Origin of the sequence: Polaribacter reichenbachii (assembly GCF_001975665.1) — a bacterium.
GTDB lineage: Bacteria > Bacteroidota > Bacteroidia > Flavobacteriales > Flavobacteriaceae > Polaribacter > Polaribacter reichenbachii.
Genome location: NZ_CP019419.1, coordinates 2,691,834 through 2,709,005, shown reverse-complemented (window position 1 = coordinate 2,709,005; position 17,172 = coordinate 2,691,834). Strand labels below are relative to the sequence as shown.

The following is a 17,172-nucleotide window of genomic DNA, read 5'->3' as shown; positions in this document are numbered from 1 at the left end:
AAACTTTATAAATATCGTTATTAAATGAAAGTGTTTTTTAGCAAATTGATAAAATTAATGAATCGTTTTTCTTATTTTTATTTTAAAAGATTTATTATGCTGATATTTGTAAATTAGATTCTTTTACTATTTTTTTGATGATTAATAATACTGTTTTAAAAGATTTACACAACGCACTTTCTGGTGATGTTCTTTTCGATAATTTACACAAAACCTTATATGCAACTGATGCTTCTGTGTACAGAAAAATTCCGTTAGCTGTTGCTTTTCCTAAAAATGAAAAAGACATTAAAATCTTAATCGATTTTGCTACTAAAAACAATATCACATTAATACCAAGAACTGCAGGAACCTCTCTTGCTGGTCAATGTGTTGGAGAAGGTATTGTTGTAGATGTGTCTAAACATTTTACAAAAATTATTTCTTTTGATGAAAAAGCAAAAACCATTACGTTACAACCAGGTGTTGTTAGAGATTCTTTAAATGTATATTTAAAACCTTTTGGATTATTTTTTGGACCAAACACCTCAACATCTAATAGATGTATGATTGGTGGTATGGTTGGTAACAATTCCTCTGGAAGTACTTCTATAAAATATGGAGTAACTCGTGACAAAGTTTTATCTATTGATGCCATTTTAAGCGATGGTAGCACAGCTACTTTTAACGAAATTTCATCAGCAGAATTCATTAAAAAAACAAAAGAAAACACTCAAGAAGGCAAAATATACAAAGCTATTTTTGATGAGTTATCAGCCTTAGAAAATCAGCAAGAAATTAAAAACGAATTTCCGAAACCAGAAATACATAGAAGATGTACGGGTTATGCTGTAGATGAATTTTTAAAATCAGATTTATTTGGTGGTAATGAAGCTACCATAAATGTTGCCAAATTCTTAACAGGTAGCGAAGGTACATTGGCTTTTTCAACATCAATTACACTACAACTAGATGCTATTGCTCCTAAAGAAAGCATTATGGTTTGTAGCCATTTTACAAGTATAAACGAAAGTTTAAAAGCTACTTTAATTTCTATGAATCATAACTTGTACAATTGTGAATTAATGGATAAAACCATTTTAGATTGTACAAAAGATAACCGAAAATTAGCCGAAAATCGCTTCTTTTTACAAGGAGATCCTGAAGCAGTTTTAATGCTAGAAGTTTCTGCAAATACCATAGAACAAGCAGAAATTTATGCTGATAATTTAATTGCAGATTTCAAGAAAAATAACTTTGGTTATCATCATCCAAAAGTATATGGAAAAGATATTGCAAAAGTGCATTATTTACGTAAAGCCGGTTTAGGTGCTTTGGCAAATATTGTTGGCGACAAAAAAGCGGTTGCTTGTATTGAAGATACTGCTGTTGCTTTAGAAGATTTGCCAAATTATATTGAAGAATTTACCAAAATAATGGATAAATACCAGCAAAATGCTGTGTATTATGCGCATGCAGGTGCAGGAGAATTACATTTACGTCCTATTTTAAATTTAAAAAAGTCAGAAGATGTTGTTCTTTTCAGAAAAATTACAACAGAAACCGCAGAATTAGTAAAAAAATATAAGGGTTCTTTTTCTGGCGAACATGGAGATGGAATTGTTAGAGCAGAATTTATTCCGTTAATGATTGGCGATAATAATTATCAACTTTTAAGAAGAATAAAAAAAGCTTTTGACCCCAATAATGTTTTTAACCAAGGAAAAATTACAGACGCATTTGCAATGGATGAAAGTCTACGTTATGAAATTGACAGAGAAGAACCTGTAATTAAAACGCTACAAGATTTTTCTAAAGATGAAGGTATTTTAAAATTAGCTGAAAAGTGTAATGGTTCTGGAGATTGTAGAAAACCAGTAGAAGCTGGTGGAACATTATGCCCAAGTTATAGAGCTACAAAAAACGAAAAAGATACTACAAGAGCAAGAGCAAATACTTTGCGAGAAGTTTTAACAAATAATACAGCCATAAATAAATTCGATTCTAAAGAGTTAAAACAAGTTTTAGATCTTTGTTTAAGTTGCAAAGCTTGTGCTACAGAATGCCCAAGTAATGTAGATATTGCTAGTATGAAAGCCGAATTTCTTTACCAATACCAAGAAACAAATGGTTATTCTTTTCGAAGTAAAATGTTTGCGAATAATGTAAAATACAATAAATTAGGCAGCAAATTCCCTGCTATTACTAACTTTTTTACTAATACTACAATTGCTAAAAAAGTATTAGGTGTTGCAGTAGAACGTTCTGTGCCTAAATTAGCAAATCAGACTTTAGAAAGTTGGTTAAAGAAATATCAACCAAAATCTGCTAAAAAAGCGGTGTATTTATTCAATGATGAATTCACTAATTATTACGATGCAGAAATAGGGAAAGATGCTGTAATCTTGTTAGAAAAATTAGGTTATGAAGTAAAAACTGTTGCTCACAATGAAAGTGGAAGAAGCCATATTTCTAAAGGATTTTTAAGAGAGGCCAAAGCAATTTGCAACAATAATGTAGCCATTTTTAAAGATTTAATTTCTGATGATATTCCTCTGGTTGGTATTGAACCTTCTGCAATTTTAAGTTTTAGAGACGAATATTTAAGGTTAGCTGACGATAAAACATCCGCAGAAAAAATTGCAAAAAACGCATTTACTTTCGAAGAGTTTTTAGCCAAAGAAATTGAAAAAGAAAATATTGATAAAAGCCTTTTTACATCAGAAAAAAAGACATTAAAAATTCACGGTCATTGTCATCAAAAAGCATTGTCTGGTACTTTTTCTAGTTTTAAAATGCTGAGTTTACCAGAAAATTATTCAGTTACTGTTTTAAATACAGGTTGTTGTGGAATGGCTGGTTCTTTTGGTTACGAAAAAGAGCACTACAAAGTTTCTATGCAAGTAGGTGAAGATACTTTATTTCCTAAAGTTAGAAATTGTAGCGAAGACACAGAAATTGCTGCTGCTGGTACAAGTTGTAGACATCAAATTTTTGATGGAACAAAACGTATAGCAAAACACCCAATTACCTTATTAAAAGAAGCACTTCTATAAATACAAAAAATTATTCAGTTTTTTTTGCTATTCTTATATTATGAAAAAAAAATTGATTGGTGAATTTTGGCAATTTAGATTGTATCGTAATCTATTAATTTTTGTTTTGTATTTTTAAACTTTAATCCTTTTTAGATTTAACCTAAACAAGTTAAGTTAGGATTTGAAATCGATTTTTTTACATAAAAAATTAGTAAAAATCGTTACCGATGATAAAGTAAAACTTTACAATATAATATTGATAACATTACTTTTATTGTCTATTTAGTAACTATTTTAGTTTGGCAAGTGTAGCTAAAAAAACTCAAATGTTAAAATCTAAATTTTACTTACAATTAAATCTATAATTAGCTTATTAGCTGTTTTACGATTAAAAAAATATATAAAAAATGAGTAAAAAAAGTAAATATGTAGCTGATGAAAATCGCTATAAAAAAATGAATTACAGAAGAACAGGAAATAGTGGATTGTTATTGCCTGAACTCTCTTTAGGATTATGGCATAATTTCGGAGAAAATGACGATTTTAAAAATGCCAGAAACCTTTTAAAATGTGCTTTCGATAATGGAATTACACATTTTGATTTGGCAAATAATTACGGTCCACCTTATGGTTCTGCAGAAACTACTTTTGGTAAAATTTTAAAGAAAGATTTTAGTGGTTATAGAGATGAATTAATAATATCATCTAAAGCAGGTTATGATATGTGGCCTGGTCCTTATGGAAATTACGGTTCAAAAAAATACTTAATCTCTAGTTTAGATCAAAGTTTAAAAAGAATGAAATTGGATTATGTAGATATTTTTTATCATCATAGACCAGATGAAAATACACCTTTAGAAGAAACTATGGGCGCTCTAGACTTAATTGTAAGACAAGGTAAAGCTTTGTATATTGGCTTATCCAATTACAGACCAGACAGAGCTGCAGAAGCGTTTACAATTTTAGAAGATTTAGGTACACCTTGTTTAATACATCAACCTAGATATAGTTTATTTGATAGATGGATAGAAGATGGTTTGTTAGATTTATTAGGCAATTCTGGAGTTGGTACCATTTGTTTTTCGCCATTAGCACAGGGTATGTTAACCAATAAATACATTAACGGTTTGCCAAAAGATTCTAGAGCTGTAAAAGATGGTCGTTATCTAAAAACGGATAAAGTTTTAGAAATGTTGCCAAAAATTAAAGCATTAAATGAAATTGCAGAAAGTAGAAAGCAAAATTTGGCACAAATGGCAATTTCTTGGATTTTAAAAGATGATAGAATTACTTCTGTTTTAATTGGTGCTAGTAAAACATCACAAATATTAGATAGTTTAAAAGCCACTGAAAACACCACTTTTTCTGATGAAGAACTAACTAAGATTAATGCTGTTTTATAAAATGAATTTCTAATTACTGATGTACAAATCTAATTCCAAATATCAGATCAATTAAAATAAAAATTTAAGCTTTAGAAAAGATACTGACTAAAGAAGTTATATGTTATTTTTTAATCTTAATTAAATCATAAACATAATTAACTAATTTTAAGACAATTATAATAAAAGTTAATATATTTTTTCTTATATTTGTTTAATATTTAATTAAAAAAGATAAACAAAATGAAACAAACAAATATTATTTTAAGAAACGCAATTTTAATTACAGCGCTTATTGCTGGTTTATTCTTTTTATCTAAACTCTTTGGCCTTCAAGAAAATCCTTATTTGAGATTTTTAAATTTATTGTTTGTAGTTTACGGAATTAGACAAGCCGTAAAAACCAACATTGAGGTGAATAAAGAAACAAACTATATTACCAATTTAGGTTTGGGTTTACAAACCTCTGCTTTAGCTGTAATATTTTCAGTTATAGGTGTTGTTACTTATATCGAATTTATAAATCCAGAATTTTTATTAGTAATGGAAAATTCATTTTTAATAGGTGGTAATTTATCTGTACCAGAAATTTTTATCACTTTATTAATAGAAGGTATGGCATCAACATTTGTAGGTTCTTTTGTTGTAATGATGTTTTATAAAAATCACGATAAAGTTATTGCAACAGCTCAAACATCAACAATATAAAAAATGATAGTTCACTTAAAAAAAAAGCATAAATTAAAAAAAACAAAAAAAGAGAAGCGATTGCTTCTCTTTTTTTGTACATAAAATTTTCGCTTTCTAATCTAAAACCTCTTCTTCTGCAAGTAAAGCAAAGAATTTGTCTAGATTTGGTAAAATTACAATTCTAGTTCTTCTGTTTTTTGCTCTATTTTCATTACTATTATTTTCTACTAAAGGCATTGTAGAACCTCTACCTGCTGCAATTAGTCTACTACCATCAATGTTGTATTTATTTTCTAAAAGCCTAACAATAGAAGTTGCTCTTTTTACACTTAAATCCCAATTATCTTGGACAGTTGCGTTGCTAATTGTTCTAGAATCTGTGTGGCCTTCTATCATTACATCCATACTTGGCTCAGATTTAATAATGGTTGCTAATTTTTCGATTAAATCATAAGCCTGATTTTTAACTCTATAACTTGCAGTATTAAATAATAATTTATCAGAAACAGAAATCATAACCACAGTTTGATCTATATCTATATTTACATCATTAGAACCATATAAATCTGCAGTATTAATCTTATTTTTTAAATTATAAGAAATAGCTAAATTTAAAGAATCTTTTAATGTTTTTGCTTTTGCTAATTCTGATGGATCTACTTTTGCTAAAGTTTTCATCATTAATTCTTTTGTATTATTAGAAATTACAGCTGTATTACCAACCATATCTAATTTTACATCATTTTCGTTTTGTAATGAAGCATTATCGCTTGTTAAAGAATTAATTTTCTCATTATATTTTGCTACTCTTTTTTCTATAGTAGCAAATTTATTTTCTAATGCCTCTTTTTCAATCGTTGTTTTTTGAAGATTCCCTTTTGTATCTATCAACTGATTCTCTAATTCAACATACTTTTTTTTAGATACACAAGATGTTGCTAATAAAGAAATTGCTACAACAGGAATAATTAATTTTCTCATAATTTATTAATTTAAGTTATATAGCCAAAAAGGCTATTGGGTTATTTAATAGTTCTCTATAGGTATAACAACCCACTTTTAATTTACCCTACCTAAAAAATTTAATATATTTTAAAAGCACAAAAAAAAGCCTATAAAAAACTAGTTTTCATAGACTTATAATTTATATAAATTTGATAAAAATTTATTTAAGCGAACCTAAACTACTTTTTATTGTTTCAATTTTAGCTAAAGTATCAGCTTCTTTTTTACGTTCTAAAGCAATAACCTTTTCTGGTGCATTAGCTACAAAACGTTCGTTTGATAATTTTTTAGAAATACCAAATAAGAAACCTTCTGCCCTTTTCAATTCGGCTTCTAATTTTTTAATTTCAGCTTCAACATCAATATTAGCAGCAGAAATTGGCACAAAATATTCATTAGATTTTACTCTAAAAGATGCTCCTGCTACTTTTTCTGAAGCATAATTAATTGTTGCTGTATTTGTTAATTTTTGGATAACTACATCAAACTCTTTTGAATTCTTTTCTGCATCAACCACAAATAATTCAATTGCATCTTTAAAAGAAATATTTTTTTCTTTTCTGATGGTTCTAATTCCAGAAACTACACCTGTTGCAAATTCAAAATCAGTAATAATTGCTGAATTGAATTCTTTTTGTTCTGGATATTTAGCAATAATTAAAGCTTCTTCTGATGTTCTTTTTGAAATAAATTGCCAGATTTCTTCCGTTAAAAATGGCATAAAAGGATGTAAAACTTTTAGATTATCTTCTAAAACTTTTATAATTGCATCATAAGTAATTTTATCTATTGGTTGTTGATATGCAGGTTTTACAATCTCTAATAACCAAGACGAAAAATCGTCATTTATTAATTTATAAATTGCCATTAAAGCATCAGATAAACGATATTTAGAAAAATGATCTTCTATCTCTGTCAACGTTTTTTGAAACTTCGCTTCGTACCAAGCCAATCCAATTTTAGCGGTTTCTGGTTGTGGTAAACTAGCAGCAACTTCCCATCCTTTTATCAAACGAAAAGCATTCCAAATTTTATTGGCAAAACCTTTTCCTTGCTGACAAAGATCTTCATCGAACATTAAATCGTTACCAGCAGCAGAACTTAACAAAAGACCAACTCTTACTCCATCTGCTCCATAATCATCAATTAATTTTAATGCATCTGGCGAATTCCCTAAAGATTTAGACATTTTACGTCTTTGTTTATCTCTAACTAAACCCGTTAAATAAACATTATTAAAAGGTCTTTCTCCTTTATATTCGTAACCAGCAACAATCATTCTAGCTACCCAGAAAAATAAAATATCTGGCCCAGTAACTAAGTCGTTTGTTGGGTAATAATATTTAATTTCTTCGTTTTCTGGATTTCTAATTCCATCAAAAACAGACATTGGCCATAACCAAGAAGAAAACCAAGTATCTAAAGCATCTTCATCTTGCGTTAAATCATCTACAGTTAACTCATAATCATTAGATTGTTTCCAAGCCAATTTTAATGCTTTTTCTTTACTTTCTGCAACTACAAATTCTTTCTGACCATTAGAATTGGCAGAAATATAGTAGTAAGCAGGAATTTGCTGCCCCCACCAAAGTTGACGAGAAATGTTCCAATCACGCACATTTTCCATCCAATGACGATAGGTATTTTCGAATTTCTTTGGATATAAATTAATGTCAGTATCATCACCTAAAACCGCTTTAATTGCAGGTTTAGCCAAATCTGTCATTTTTAAAAACCATTGATCAGATAATCTTGGTTCTATAACTGCTTTTGTTCTTTCTGAAGTACCCACTTTGTTGGTGTGAACTTCAGTTTTTACTAAAATTCCTTTTTCTTCTAGTTCTTTGGCAATTTCTGCACGAACTACAAATCTGTCTTTTCCTTGATAATGTAATCCGAAAGCATTTAAAGAAGCATCATCATTAAAAATATCGATAACTTCTAAATTGTGTTTGTCTCCTAAATTTTTATCATTTTCATCGTGAGCAGGAGTTACTTTTAAACAACCCGTACCAAATTCAAGATCTACATATTCATCTTCTATAATAGGAATAATTCTTCCACATAAAGGCACTATTGCTTTCTTCCCTTTTAAATGCGTGAAACGTTCATCATTTGGGTTGATACAAATTGCAGTATCACCAAAAATAGTTTCTGGTCTTGTTGTTGCAATGGTTAAAGTATCATCAGAACCTTCTATTTTATATTCTAAATAGTATAAGTTTCCTTGTCTTTCTTCGTGAATTACTTCTTCATCAGAAAGTGTAGTTTTTGCTTCAGGATCCCAGTTTACCATTCTAAAACCTCTGTAAATTAAACCTTTGTTATATAAATCAACAAAAACTTTAATTACAGATTCAGACATTTCTGGATCCATTGTAAACGCTGTTCTTTCCCAATCACAAGAAGCACCTAACTTTTTTAATTGTTCTAGAATAATTCCTCCATATTCATCTTTCCAATCGAAAGCGTGTTGCAAAAATTCTTCACGAGTTAAATCGCTTTTGCTAATTCCTTGTTCTTTTAATTTGGCAACAACTTTTGCTTCTGTTGCAATAGATGCGTGATCTGTTCCAGGAACCCAACAAGCATTTTTACCCAACAAACGTGCACGTCTTATTAAGACATCTTGTATGGTATTATTTAGCATATGCCCCATGTGTAAAACCCCTGTTACATTTGGTGGTGGAATTACAATTGTGTAAGGCTCTCTTTCATCTGGTGTTGAATGAAAATAGTTATTTTTCATCCAGTAATCATACCATTTATCTTCTACTTTACTTGCATCATATTTAGATGGAATTGTCATACTTTGGTATCCTTTTTGATATATAGTTGGCAAAAATACAATTCTCTTTTTTCTAGAGAAAATTAGTGATTGATTATTTTATGTTTTTAAAAATTGTAAATTTGTAATATGCATAAAGGTTTATTTTTTTTATTGATATTCTTCTTAAGCTTAAAAGTTTCTGCACAGGAATTTGAGTTTAAAAAAGAGATTATTAATTACGGAAAAATTAAAAAAGGTGATGATGGAAAACGCATTTTTGAGTTCACCAATATTGGTGATGCTCCTTTAATTATAAAAGATATTAAAACATCTTGTGATTGCGCAGTTCCTAAAAAACCAGAAAAACCAATTATGCCTGGAGAAAAAATGACCTTAACAGTAGAATATGACACTTCTAAATTGGGAGGTTTTTCTAAAGAAATTATTATTTTTTCTAATGCAAAAGAAGCAATAAAACGAATTAAAATAAAAGGTTTCATCAGTAAATAAAAATATTATGAAAGCATTTTTTACATTATTATTTATAGGATTTATCAGTTTTGCAACATCTGCTCAAGAGTTTAAATTTGAGACAGAAAGTATTAATTATGGTAAAATTGATAAAGGTTCTAATGGAGAAAGAGTTTTTGAATTTACGAACGTTGGTAATAAACCATTAATTATTAAAGATATTAAATCTTCTTGTGGTTGTACAGTACCGAAAAAGCCAGAAAAGCCTATTATGCCTGGTGAAAAAGGAGAAATTAAAGTTTCTTATGATACTAGAAGAGTTGGTGGTTTCTCTAAATCTATTACTATTTTTTCTAACGCTAAAAACCCAAGAAAAATAATTCGAATTAAAGGAAGTGTAAATAAAGAAATTTCTTTAGAAAAAGAGAAAAGTTTACTTTCTGATAGCTAAACTTTCTTTTCTAATCGAAATTCAAATTTTATTTTTTGACCATTTCTATCTACCAGAATTCTTATTTTTTTCTGATCTCTTTCTTGAAAGATTTGATTAATTTTACTTAATGTAAAACTATGTGATGGTATACCATTAATTTTTAAAATAACATCATCTTTTAATAAACCTGCTTTTGCTGCAGGAGATTCTGGAACCACGTGCTTTATTTTAAATGATGGCCTAAATCTGTAAGAAAAACTTGTAATAAAGCTTACAGAATTATTTGTTCTCACATTTTGATTATAACCATCTATATTACGCGTTAACTTTTCTTGCCTTACTAATTGTTTGCCACTATAAACTATATCTAATCCGCTCATATTATAGTTAAAGTCTTTAGTAAACGAACCATTTTTTTTGAGAGTTATTTGTTTATTAGGATAATCGAACCAAACAACAAACCTTTTTAGTATACCTGCACCTATACTACCATTTCTACCTTTAAATTTCCTTGCATTGCTTGTAGAAAGAGAATCTAAGAAAGATACTGTTGGGTTTTCTAATTCAAAAGATTTTAATTTTATTTTAGAAATTCTACTTCGTTTACCCAAAATAGGTCCGCTTAAACCTTCACCTAAAATATCATTAAAAAAAAGTTTGGGTGTTTTAATTTTCTCATTTGTATCTTCAAATAACCAAATGGCATCACTACCACCAGAATCAATTAAAAGTTTAACATCAACAAGCTCTTTGTTATCAGTATCTAATTGAAGCTGTACATTTATGTATGGTTTTTTTCGATAAAATTGAAGCGGAAAAACTTCGCACTTTTTACATTTCCTATACTTGTATTTCTTCGGATTATAAAACTCAATTTTTTTATGCTTGTAATTAATTTTTACAATAAAATTTTTCAATAAATCATAACCTAAAATTCCGTGAATTGTAATTCCCATTTTACTCGATAAATCAAAATAATCTTTTAAAATTACGTATAATGTTTCATTATAATTCACCAAATTCTTAACACTTACTTTGTTATTTTTAGACAATAACGCATTTACAGATTCACCATTTCCAAGACCAAGTAATTCAACTTTTTCTACATTATTTAAACCAATACTATCATTTTTAGTAATGTTAAAAAGTATGGTTTTACTTACACCTGAATCTAAAATAAAAGACAACTTTTTACCATTAATTTCTAAAGGAATCACAATTAAATTATTGATTAATTTAAAAGATATTTGCTGTTTTTTTTGGTAATTATTTATAAAACGAAATTCATCTTGCGCATTAATATCCGAAGAAAAGCATTGAAATAGAATAAATAAAATGAAGAATATTTTTTTCAAAAAAAACAAATTAGAATAATAATGAATATACAATTTTATGATCAAATTTTAAATAATATTTAATAATTATTTATTCAATTAAAGAATCTTAAATTAAAATGGAGATATAAAATATATTTTGCAACTTTGTATCTAAATTAAAGTAACACTTATTATGCCATTAATTTCTGAAAAAGGTTTACAAATGCCAGAATCGCCAATTCGTAAATTGGTACCTTATGCTGAAGATGCAAAAAAAAGAGGAACAAAAGTTTATCATTTAAATATTGGACAGCCAGATATTAAAACACCTCAAGTAGCTTTAGATGCTGTTAAAAATAACGATATAGAAACATTATCTTATGCACGTTCTGAAGGTTCAGAAATCTATAGAACTAAACTTGCAAATTACTATGCACAACATCAAATAAATGTAACAGAAAATAATATTGTGGTTACTACTGGTGGTTCTGAAGCGTTATTATTTACAATGGGGAGCATTACAGATCCTGGTGATGAAATTATAATTCCTGAGCCTTTTTATGCTAATTATAATGGTTTTTCTAAAGCTTCTGGAGTTACAGTTGTACCTGTAATTTCTAAAATTGAAGATAATTTTGCTTTGCCAAAAATTGAAGATTTTGAAAAGCTAATTACTAAAAAAACCAAAGCTATTTTAATTTGTAATCCTGGGAACCCAACAGGTTATTTATACTCTCAAGAAGAAATTGAAAAACTAAAAAAAATTGTATTAAAACACGATTTATTTTTAATTGCTGATGAAGTTTATAGAGAGTTTGCTTATGATGGCTTACAACATACATCAGTTTTATCTTTAGATGGCATAGAACAAAACGCTATTGTAATAGACTCTGTTTCTAAACGTTATAGTATGTGTGGTGCAAGAATTGGTTGTATTGTTTCTAAAAATGATGCCTTTATAAAAACTGCCATTAAGTTTGCACAAGCAAGATTGAGTCCGCCAACTTATGCTTTAATTGCAAGTGAAGCTGCTTTAGATACACCTCAGCAATATTTTGATGATGTAAAAGCAGAATATGTAGAAAGAAGAAATACTTTAGTTACTGAACTTAAAAAAATTGATGGTGTAAAAGTTGCCAATCCAAAAGGTGCATTTTATTGTGTTGCAGAATTACCTGTTACAGATACTGATGATTTTGCACAATGGTTGTTAGAAAAATTTAATTTGAATAACGAAACTGTAATGGTTGCACCTGCAAGTGGATTTTATTCTACTGAAGGCGAAGGAAAAAATCAAATTAGAATGGCTTATGTTTTAAAAAATGAAGATTTAATTACATCTGTAAAAATTTTAGGCGAAGCTTTAAAACAATATAATTCATAAATATTTATGTTCAGTGTAGTTGCTGTTTTTTAACTACACTCAATTTTTTATTCTCTATTATTTATGAAAATTCAACATAATATATCTTTAAAAAACTACAATACTTTTGGTATTGATGTTACTGCAAAACGTTTTATTTCTGTAGATTCTGTGTATCAATTACAGCAATTGTTAAAAACAGAAAAAGACATTTTTTTAATTTCTGGTGGTTCTAATATGTTGTTAACCAAAGACATTGAAAAATTAGTTATACATATAGATATTAATGGAATTTCTATTGATAATGAAGATGATAATAATGCGTACATTACTGTAAATGCTGGCGAAAATTGGCACGAATTTGTTTTATGGTGTGTGGGCCAAAATTATGGCGGAATTGAGAATTTATCTTTAATTCCAGGTAATGTAGGTACTTGTCCAATTCAAAATATTGGCGCTTATGGTGTTGAAGTTAAAGATACAATTACCAAAGTTGAAGCCTTAGAAATAGAAACTCAAAAACTAGTTTCTTTTGCAAATGATGAATGCAATTTTGGTTATCGAAATTCAATTTTTAAAAATGAAGTAAAAGGGAAATATATTATTACTTCTGTAAGTTTTAAATTAACGAAAAACGAGCATCAACTTAATACTTCTTATGGTGCTATTGAAACTGAATTGGCATCAAAAAAAATAGAAAAACCTAGTTTAAAAAATATTTCTGATGCTGTTATTGCTATCAGAAAATCGAAACTTCCTGATCCAAAAGAAATAGGAAATAGTGGTAGTTTTTTTAAAAATCCAGTAATAGATAAAAGTGCTTTTTTAGAACTTCAAAAAAAATATCCAAAAATACCTAGTTATACAATTTCTGAAAATGAAATAAAAGTTCCTGCAGGTTGGTTAATAGAAAAAGCTGGTTTTAAAGGAAAACGTTTTGGTAATTTTGGAGTTCACGAAAAACAAGCTTTGGTTTTGGTAAATTATGGTAATGCTTCTGGGAAAGAAATTTATCAGCTTGCTAAAAAAATTCAGCAAACAATTTTAGAACAATTTAAAATTAGTTTAGAAATAGAGGTAAATATTATTAAATAAAAATATGACCTCAAACCGAAGTAAGAAACCTTTTAATCAAATCAACCAAATTCAAATTTTTATTTCTTTTTGCGTTTAAAACTATACGTATATTTTAAACCAAGAATATTTTTCAAATCAGGATAATCTTCGTTTAATTCCCTTTCATATCTATAAAATATGCATAATTCTCCGAAATTTTTAATTTTATAATCTGTGCCTAAAGTTAGTCTGTACTTACTAAATCCGTTTTCTTCATCTTCTTGAAATTTATTAAATATTTCTGCAGAAAATTTTGGATCTAGTTTCCAATTAGAAAAATTATAGGCTAAAGAAGTTTTAAAACGAATGTTTGTTTTGCTATAATCTCCTTCATCATAAGAAACACCTAATTCATTTTTATTTTGATAGCGTAACCTATACCCTATTGTAAAGTTATTTATTTCATGTTTGTACTTTGCATCAAACTGAAATCTAAAATGGAAATTAATTGACTTTTATTCACCACAAACTTTGTATCTGTTCTTTTCATTAAAACAACACTATTCATTTCTTTTAAAGTAATTGGCTTAAAATTTTCAATTATTTTTTCGACATCTTTCAACATAATAAATCGCTTTAAAATTAGATTTGAGTTATACAATTGTTACAAATATTTAGATGCCAACATCGAATTAAACTTCTACTTAATTTGTTAAAAAATCAAAAAAAATGCCTCATCATTAATGATAAGACATTGTATTTGTATTATAATATTCCCCAAAACATTATAGTACAACTTTTAAAATTTAAAATATTTGTAATACCTTTTTCACAAAATTATAAACTCTAATTAGTTTTTTTTATAAGTATTTAGAATTTTAATTTAAATAAGCTTCTACTGCAGATTTTCTTGAAGTTACGTGTGCTTTTAATGTACTTATTGCAGAGTAAAAACTTGAGCTACTATTTAAAAATGAATAGCCAGAAACTTCTGATGTTGCATATTCTTCTAATAAAGTTTGATAATTTGTGTATAAATCTTGCATTGTAGTTTCATTAAATGGGCCATCTATAGTTTCTTGTACATAATCATCATATTTTGCTTTATATACTTCATCTTGATATAAATAGCCAATTAATGGCCAACTGGTAGAACTTAGGCCTGAAAAATTTAATGGTAAAGCCCCTTGTTGATTACCCGTTTTTAATGCTTCATTATTATCCCAAGGAATCCAAGTTAATTTACTGGTTTCTGGGTAATTGTATAAATAATAATTATGCGTCATTCTACCATAAGTATCCCAATTCTGAATTACAGTATTTACAGCTAAATATTTAAGAAAAACATCTGTATCAAAAACTGCATCTAAACTTGTTCTCCAAGTTTCTGGGTCTGTTGTTCTTGATTCATCATGTAAAACTGTTAATAGATTAGTTACATCTGTAAAGTCTGCTTCGTCTTCGTTATTTTTCTTAACATACTCATCTTCATCATAAGTTCCACTAGCAAAAGTTGCTGCATCTCCATCTGGTTTGTATAGGTTCCCTTCTTCATCAGATGTAAATTGTGTTTCTAAAACAGTATCGTCTACTTCTTCTACCAAAGTGTATAATCCAAAATATTGGGGTCCATCACCATAATCTACATAAAGCGTATAAAAAGCAGTATGTGAAGCTGCTAAACCTGCATTTCTAAATACATCTGTTGCAACTTTTTCTCTTACTAAAGATTCATCATCATAATTATTTTTAAGGCTTAATTTTTTAAATCCGTAGAAACGTTGATTTTTAATTTGAGGATAATCATCTTCAAATTCATCAAAATCTAGTTTAAAAGATAATTTTAAAATTCCATTAGACCATGAAGATGCTAAACTTGAATTTCCTTTAAAACGTAAACCAACTTTATACCATTCTATACCTTCGTAAAACACTTGACCTGGTACAAAAATTGGATCATCATCATCATCAGAAAAAGAACCTCTTCCTGTACCAAAAGTTCCATATAAAGAAGTCATATCTGCTAACATACTTTGCCAATTGTTTTCAGATATTACAAAGTCTAATCTTTTTACAGTATTATCTTCAAATACTTCTTCTATATTGGGATCAACATCTTTACTGTGTGTTTCTGTTGTCCAATCAATTGGTTCAAAATCTGTATCATCTACCTCAACTTCTAGAGTATCTTCTGTTGTTGTATCACCATTTACATCTGTAACCTCATCACTAGAACAAGAAAAAATGACAAGTATTATTAATGCTGATAACAATTTTGTTTTCATAATTTTCATAATTTATAAATTTAATCTCTGACTAATTTTTAGTTTTATTTATAGAATTTTAGATGATTGTTTTTTTAATTACTTGTGCTCATTAACTTAATTTTAACAAAAAACAAATATTTTTCGTAGGAGAAAAAAGTTCTTAAAAAATTACTGAATTGAATTTGTTACTTTCTTTGCTCTATTTTCTGAATACCTTTTTCTAATTCTTCTTTAGATAAAAAACGATCCTTATTTGTATCTAATTTTGTAAATTGACTCGCTAAAGATCCTTTAAATTCTTGTTTAGAGAGTTTATTATCTCTATTTTTATCCATTCTCGAAAACAATTCTGCCGGACTTAAACGTTGGTTATTTCTGGGTCTTGATTCTGGTTGTTGCCTATTTTCTGAACCTCTTATTTCTTGCTGTTCTACTTGCCCCATTAAACAACGACTTACATAAGGAAACTCGTTGGTAACTAAATAGATATATTCACCATTAATTGTAATTCCATTGCATTCATCTAAATCACCAGAACCAGCTACATATTCAAAATCAGAACCGTAAGTTCCGTCATGATGACCTCCAACAGAAATATCTATTTTTTGCTTCGGATTTTCATATACACAATCTTCGCCTTCTCTTTTGCCATCTAACAATTTGTAACTTGGTTTGTATTTACCACTTTTTGAATAATACATAGCAAAACCATCTTGAGCAAAACCTACATGAACTAAATCATTACCTGTATCAAATTTTTCGATTACAGAAGTTGGAGTTCCGTGATAATGATAAGCGCCTGTAGGTTGCACATGTGCGTGATTAAAATCTAAACCTAAATTAATAACATCTTGCAGTGCTTCTACTCTATAGTTTTCTCCGGTTTCACATTCTACAACTTCTGCTGTACCTGGCTCAAATTTTACTCCATTTAAAGCAACACCTGGTTCTCTAACCCAAGTTGGCTTTCCTATAAATTTAGGATTTGTAGAAAATGTATATATTCTGTTTTGTGCAGAAATTGTATTCGGATTTCCTTTTCTTGGAAAATTACCAGTTTTGTGATTTGGTAATGCATTTGTGGTCATAATTCTTTTACCATTTTTTACGGTAACTACAGTTTTAGTTCCGTAATTCTCATCTTCTAAACTGTACGATTTAAAATAATCTTGCTGCTGATGTGTGTGCTCTTGATCTGCATGTGAATGCGAATGTGAATGCTGACTTTTACAACTTGCTAAGGTGATTACTGAAGTTATTGCTAAAACTACTTTTTTTATCATTTTTAAATGTTTTTATAGAGTACAGCTTTAATGTAAAATAGTTTTAAACTGTATTCTTAGTTTTAATTTTATATTGTTTTGTTTTTTAGATGCAATCCATTTTAAAAACTTGTTCTTCT

Annotated in this window: 14 protein-coding genes; 7 read left to right on the top strand and 7 right to left on the bottom strand. The window is 28.3% G+C overall.

All coding sequences use genetic code 11. The features are described 5' to 3' along the window. Positions 1-137: 137 nt before the first annotated feature. From BW723_RS11360 to BW723_RS11350, 3 genes are all read left to right on the top strand, one after another. Positions 138-3,035: an FAD-binding and (Fe-S)-binding domain-containing protein gene (locus BW723_RS11360; protein WP_068364745.1), complete on the top strand. Its 2,898-nt coding sequence runs from the start codon at positions 138-140 to the stop codon at positions 3,033-3,035. A 389-nt stretch (positions 3,036-3,424) separates the two neighbouring features. After that, positions 3,425-4,420: an aldo/keto reductase gene (locus tag BW723_RS11355; protein WP_068364747.1), complete on the top strand. Its 996-nt coding sequence runs from the start codon at positions 3,425-3,427 to the stop codon at positions 4,418-4,420. Between the two features lie 222 nt (positions 4,421-4,642). After that, positions 4,643-5,107 (top strand): hypothetical protein, encoded by a 465-nt coding sequence (locus BW723_RS11350; RefSeq protein ID WP_068364750.1) that lies wholly within the window; start codon positions 4,643-4,645, stop codon positions 5,105-5,107. Positions 5,108-5,203: 96 nt separating this feature from the next. Here the strand turns inward: BW723_RS11350 and BW723_RS11345 are convergent, their stop codons facing one another. Then, entirely contained in the window at positions 5,204-6,070 is an 867-nt protein-coding gene (locus tag BW723_RS11345; RefSeq protein ID WP_068364753.1) for an OmpA/MotB family protein, read from the bottom strand. 184 nt (positions 6,071-6,254) lie between these two features. Next, complete coding sequence (locus tag BW723_RS11340) at positions 6,255-8,903, bottom strand: valine--tRNA ligase (RefSeq protein ID WP_068364756.1); 2,649 nt, start codon at positions 8,901-8,903, stop codon at positions 6,255-6,257. 108 nt (positions 8,904-9,011) lie between these two features. Here BW723_RS11340 and BW723_RS11335 point away from each other — a divergent pair, with 108 nt between their 5' ends. Both BW723_RS11335 and BW723_RS11330 read left to right on the top strand, forming a co-directional pair. Continuing rightward, the gene (locus tag BW723_RS11335) at positions 9,012-9,374 is read left to right on the top strand and encodes a DUF1573 domain-containing protein (protein WP_068364759.1); all 363 of its coding nucleotides are present in this window, start codon (positions 9,012-9,014) and stop codon (positions 9,372-9,374) included. A 7-nt stretch (positions 9,375-9,381) separates the two neighbouring features. Further along, complete coding sequence (locus BW723_RS11330; protein WP_068364762.1) at positions 9,382-9,786, top strand: DUF1573 domain-containing protein; 405 nt, start codon at positions 9,382-9,384, stop codon at positions 9,784-9,786. Here BW723_RS11330 and BW723_RS11325 read toward each other — a convergent pair. After that, entirely contained in the window at positions 9,783-11,123 is a 1,341-nt protein-coding gene (locus BW723_RS11325; protein ID WP_175335433.1) for an aspartyl protease family protein, read from the bottom strand. The genes BW723_RS11330 and BW723_RS11325 overlap by 4 nt on opposite strands. 154 nt (positions 11,124-11,277) lie before the next feature. Between BW723_RS11325 and BW723_RS11320 the strand changes: the two genes are divergently transcribed. Beyond that, a complete protein-coding gene (locus tag BW723_RS11320) occupies positions 11,278-12,468 on the top strand; it encodes a pyridoxal phosphate-dependent aminotransferase (protein ID WP_068364767.1) in 1,191 nt (396 codons plus the stop codon). Positions 12,469-12,531: 63 nt separating this feature from the next. Next, entirely contained in the window at positions 12,532-13,542 is a 1,011-nt protein-coding gene (gene murB / locus BW723_RS11315; protein ID WP_068364770.1) for a UDP-N-acetylmuramate dehydrogenase, read from the top strand. A gap of 59 nt (positions 13,543-13,601) precedes the next feature. Here the strand turns inward: murB and BW723_RS18165 are convergent, their stop codons facing one another. From BW723_RS18165 to BW723_RS11300, 4 genes are all read right to left on the bottom strand, one after another. Further along, positions 13,602-13,949 carry a DUF481 domain-containing protein gene (locus tag BW723_RS18165; protein ID WP_367889222.1) on the bottom strand — a complete coding sequence of 116 codons (348 nt, stop codon included), beginning with the start codon at positions 13,947-13,949 and terminating at the stop codon, positions 13,602-13,604. 11 nt (positions 13,950-13,960) lie between these two features. Next, the gene (locus BW723_RS17750) at positions 13,961-14,128 is read right to left on the bottom strand and encodes a hypothetical protein (protein ID WP_157578337.1); all 168 of its coding nucleotides are present in this window, start codon (positions 14,126-14,128) and stop codon (positions 13,961-13,963) included. Positions 14,129-14,381: 253 nt separating this feature from the next. After that, positions 14,382-15,788 carry a CotH kinase family protein gene (locus BW723_RS11305; RefSeq protein WP_226789178.1) on the bottom strand — a complete coding sequence of 469 codons (1,407 nt, stop codon included), beginning with the start codon at positions 15,786-15,788 and terminating at the stop codon, positions 14,382-14,384. Positions 15,789-15,955: 167 nt separating this feature from the next. Then, the gene (locus BW723_RS11300) at positions 15,956-17,053 is read right to left on the bottom strand and encodes a YHYH protein (protein WP_068364775.1); all 1,098 of its coding nucleotides are present in this window, start codon (positions 17,051-17,053) and stop codon (positions 15,956-15,958) included. Positions 17,054-17,172: the final 119 nt, after the last annotated feature.

What these genes read in the sequence shown, in the direction of transcription:
- BW723_RS11360 (WP_068364745.1), top strand. Translation starts at nt 138, where the DNA reads ATGATTAATAATACTGTTTTAAAAGATTTACACAACGCACTTTCTGGT.
- BW723_RS11355 (WP_068364747.1), top strand. Translation starts at nt 3,425, where the DNA reads ATGAGTAAAAAAAGTAAATATGTAGCTGATGAAAATCGCTATAAAAAA.
- BW723_RS11350 (WP_068364750.1), top strand. Translation starts at nt 4,643, where the DNA reads ATGAAACAAACAAATATTATTTTAAGAAACGCAATTTTAATTACAGCG.
- BW723_RS11345 (WP_068364753.1), bottom strand. Translation starts at nt 6,070, where the DNA reads ATGAGAAAATTAATTATTCCTGTTGTAGCAATTTCTTTATTAGCAACA.
- BW723_RS11340 (WP_068364756.1), bottom strand. Translation starts at nt 8,903, where the DNA reads ATGACAATTCCATCTAAATATGATGCAAGTAAAGTAGAAGATAAATGG.
- BW723_RS11335 (WP_068364759.1), top strand. Translation starts at nt 9,012, where the DNA reads ATGCATAAAGGTTTATTTTTTTTATTGATATTCTTCTTAAGCTTAAAA.
- BW723_RS11330 (WP_068364762.1), top strand. Translation starts at nt 9,382, where the DNA reads ATGAAAGCATTTTTTACATTATTATTTATAGGATTTATCAGTTTTGCA.
- BW723_RS11320 (WP_068364767.1), top strand. Translation starts at nt 11,278, where the DNA reads ATGCCATTAATTTCTGAAAAAGGTTTACAAATGCCAGAATCGCCAATT.
- murB (WP_068364770.1), top strand. Translation starts at nt 12,532, where the DNA reads ATGAAAATTCAACATAATATATCTTTAAAAAACTACAATACTTTTGGT.
- BW723_RS17750 (WP_157578337.1), bottom strand. Translation starts at nt 14,128, where the DNA reads ATGTTGAAAGATGTCGAAAAAATAATTGAAAATTTTAAGCCAATTACT.
- BW723_RS11305 (WP_226789178.1), bottom strand. Translation starts at nt 15,788, where the DNA reads ATGAAAACAAAATTGTTATCAGCATTAATAATACTTGTCATTTTTTCT.
- BW723_RS11300 (WP_068364775.1), bottom strand. Translation starts at nt 17,053, where the DNA reads ATGATAAAAAAAGTAGTTTTAGCAATAACTTCAGTAATCACCTTAGCA.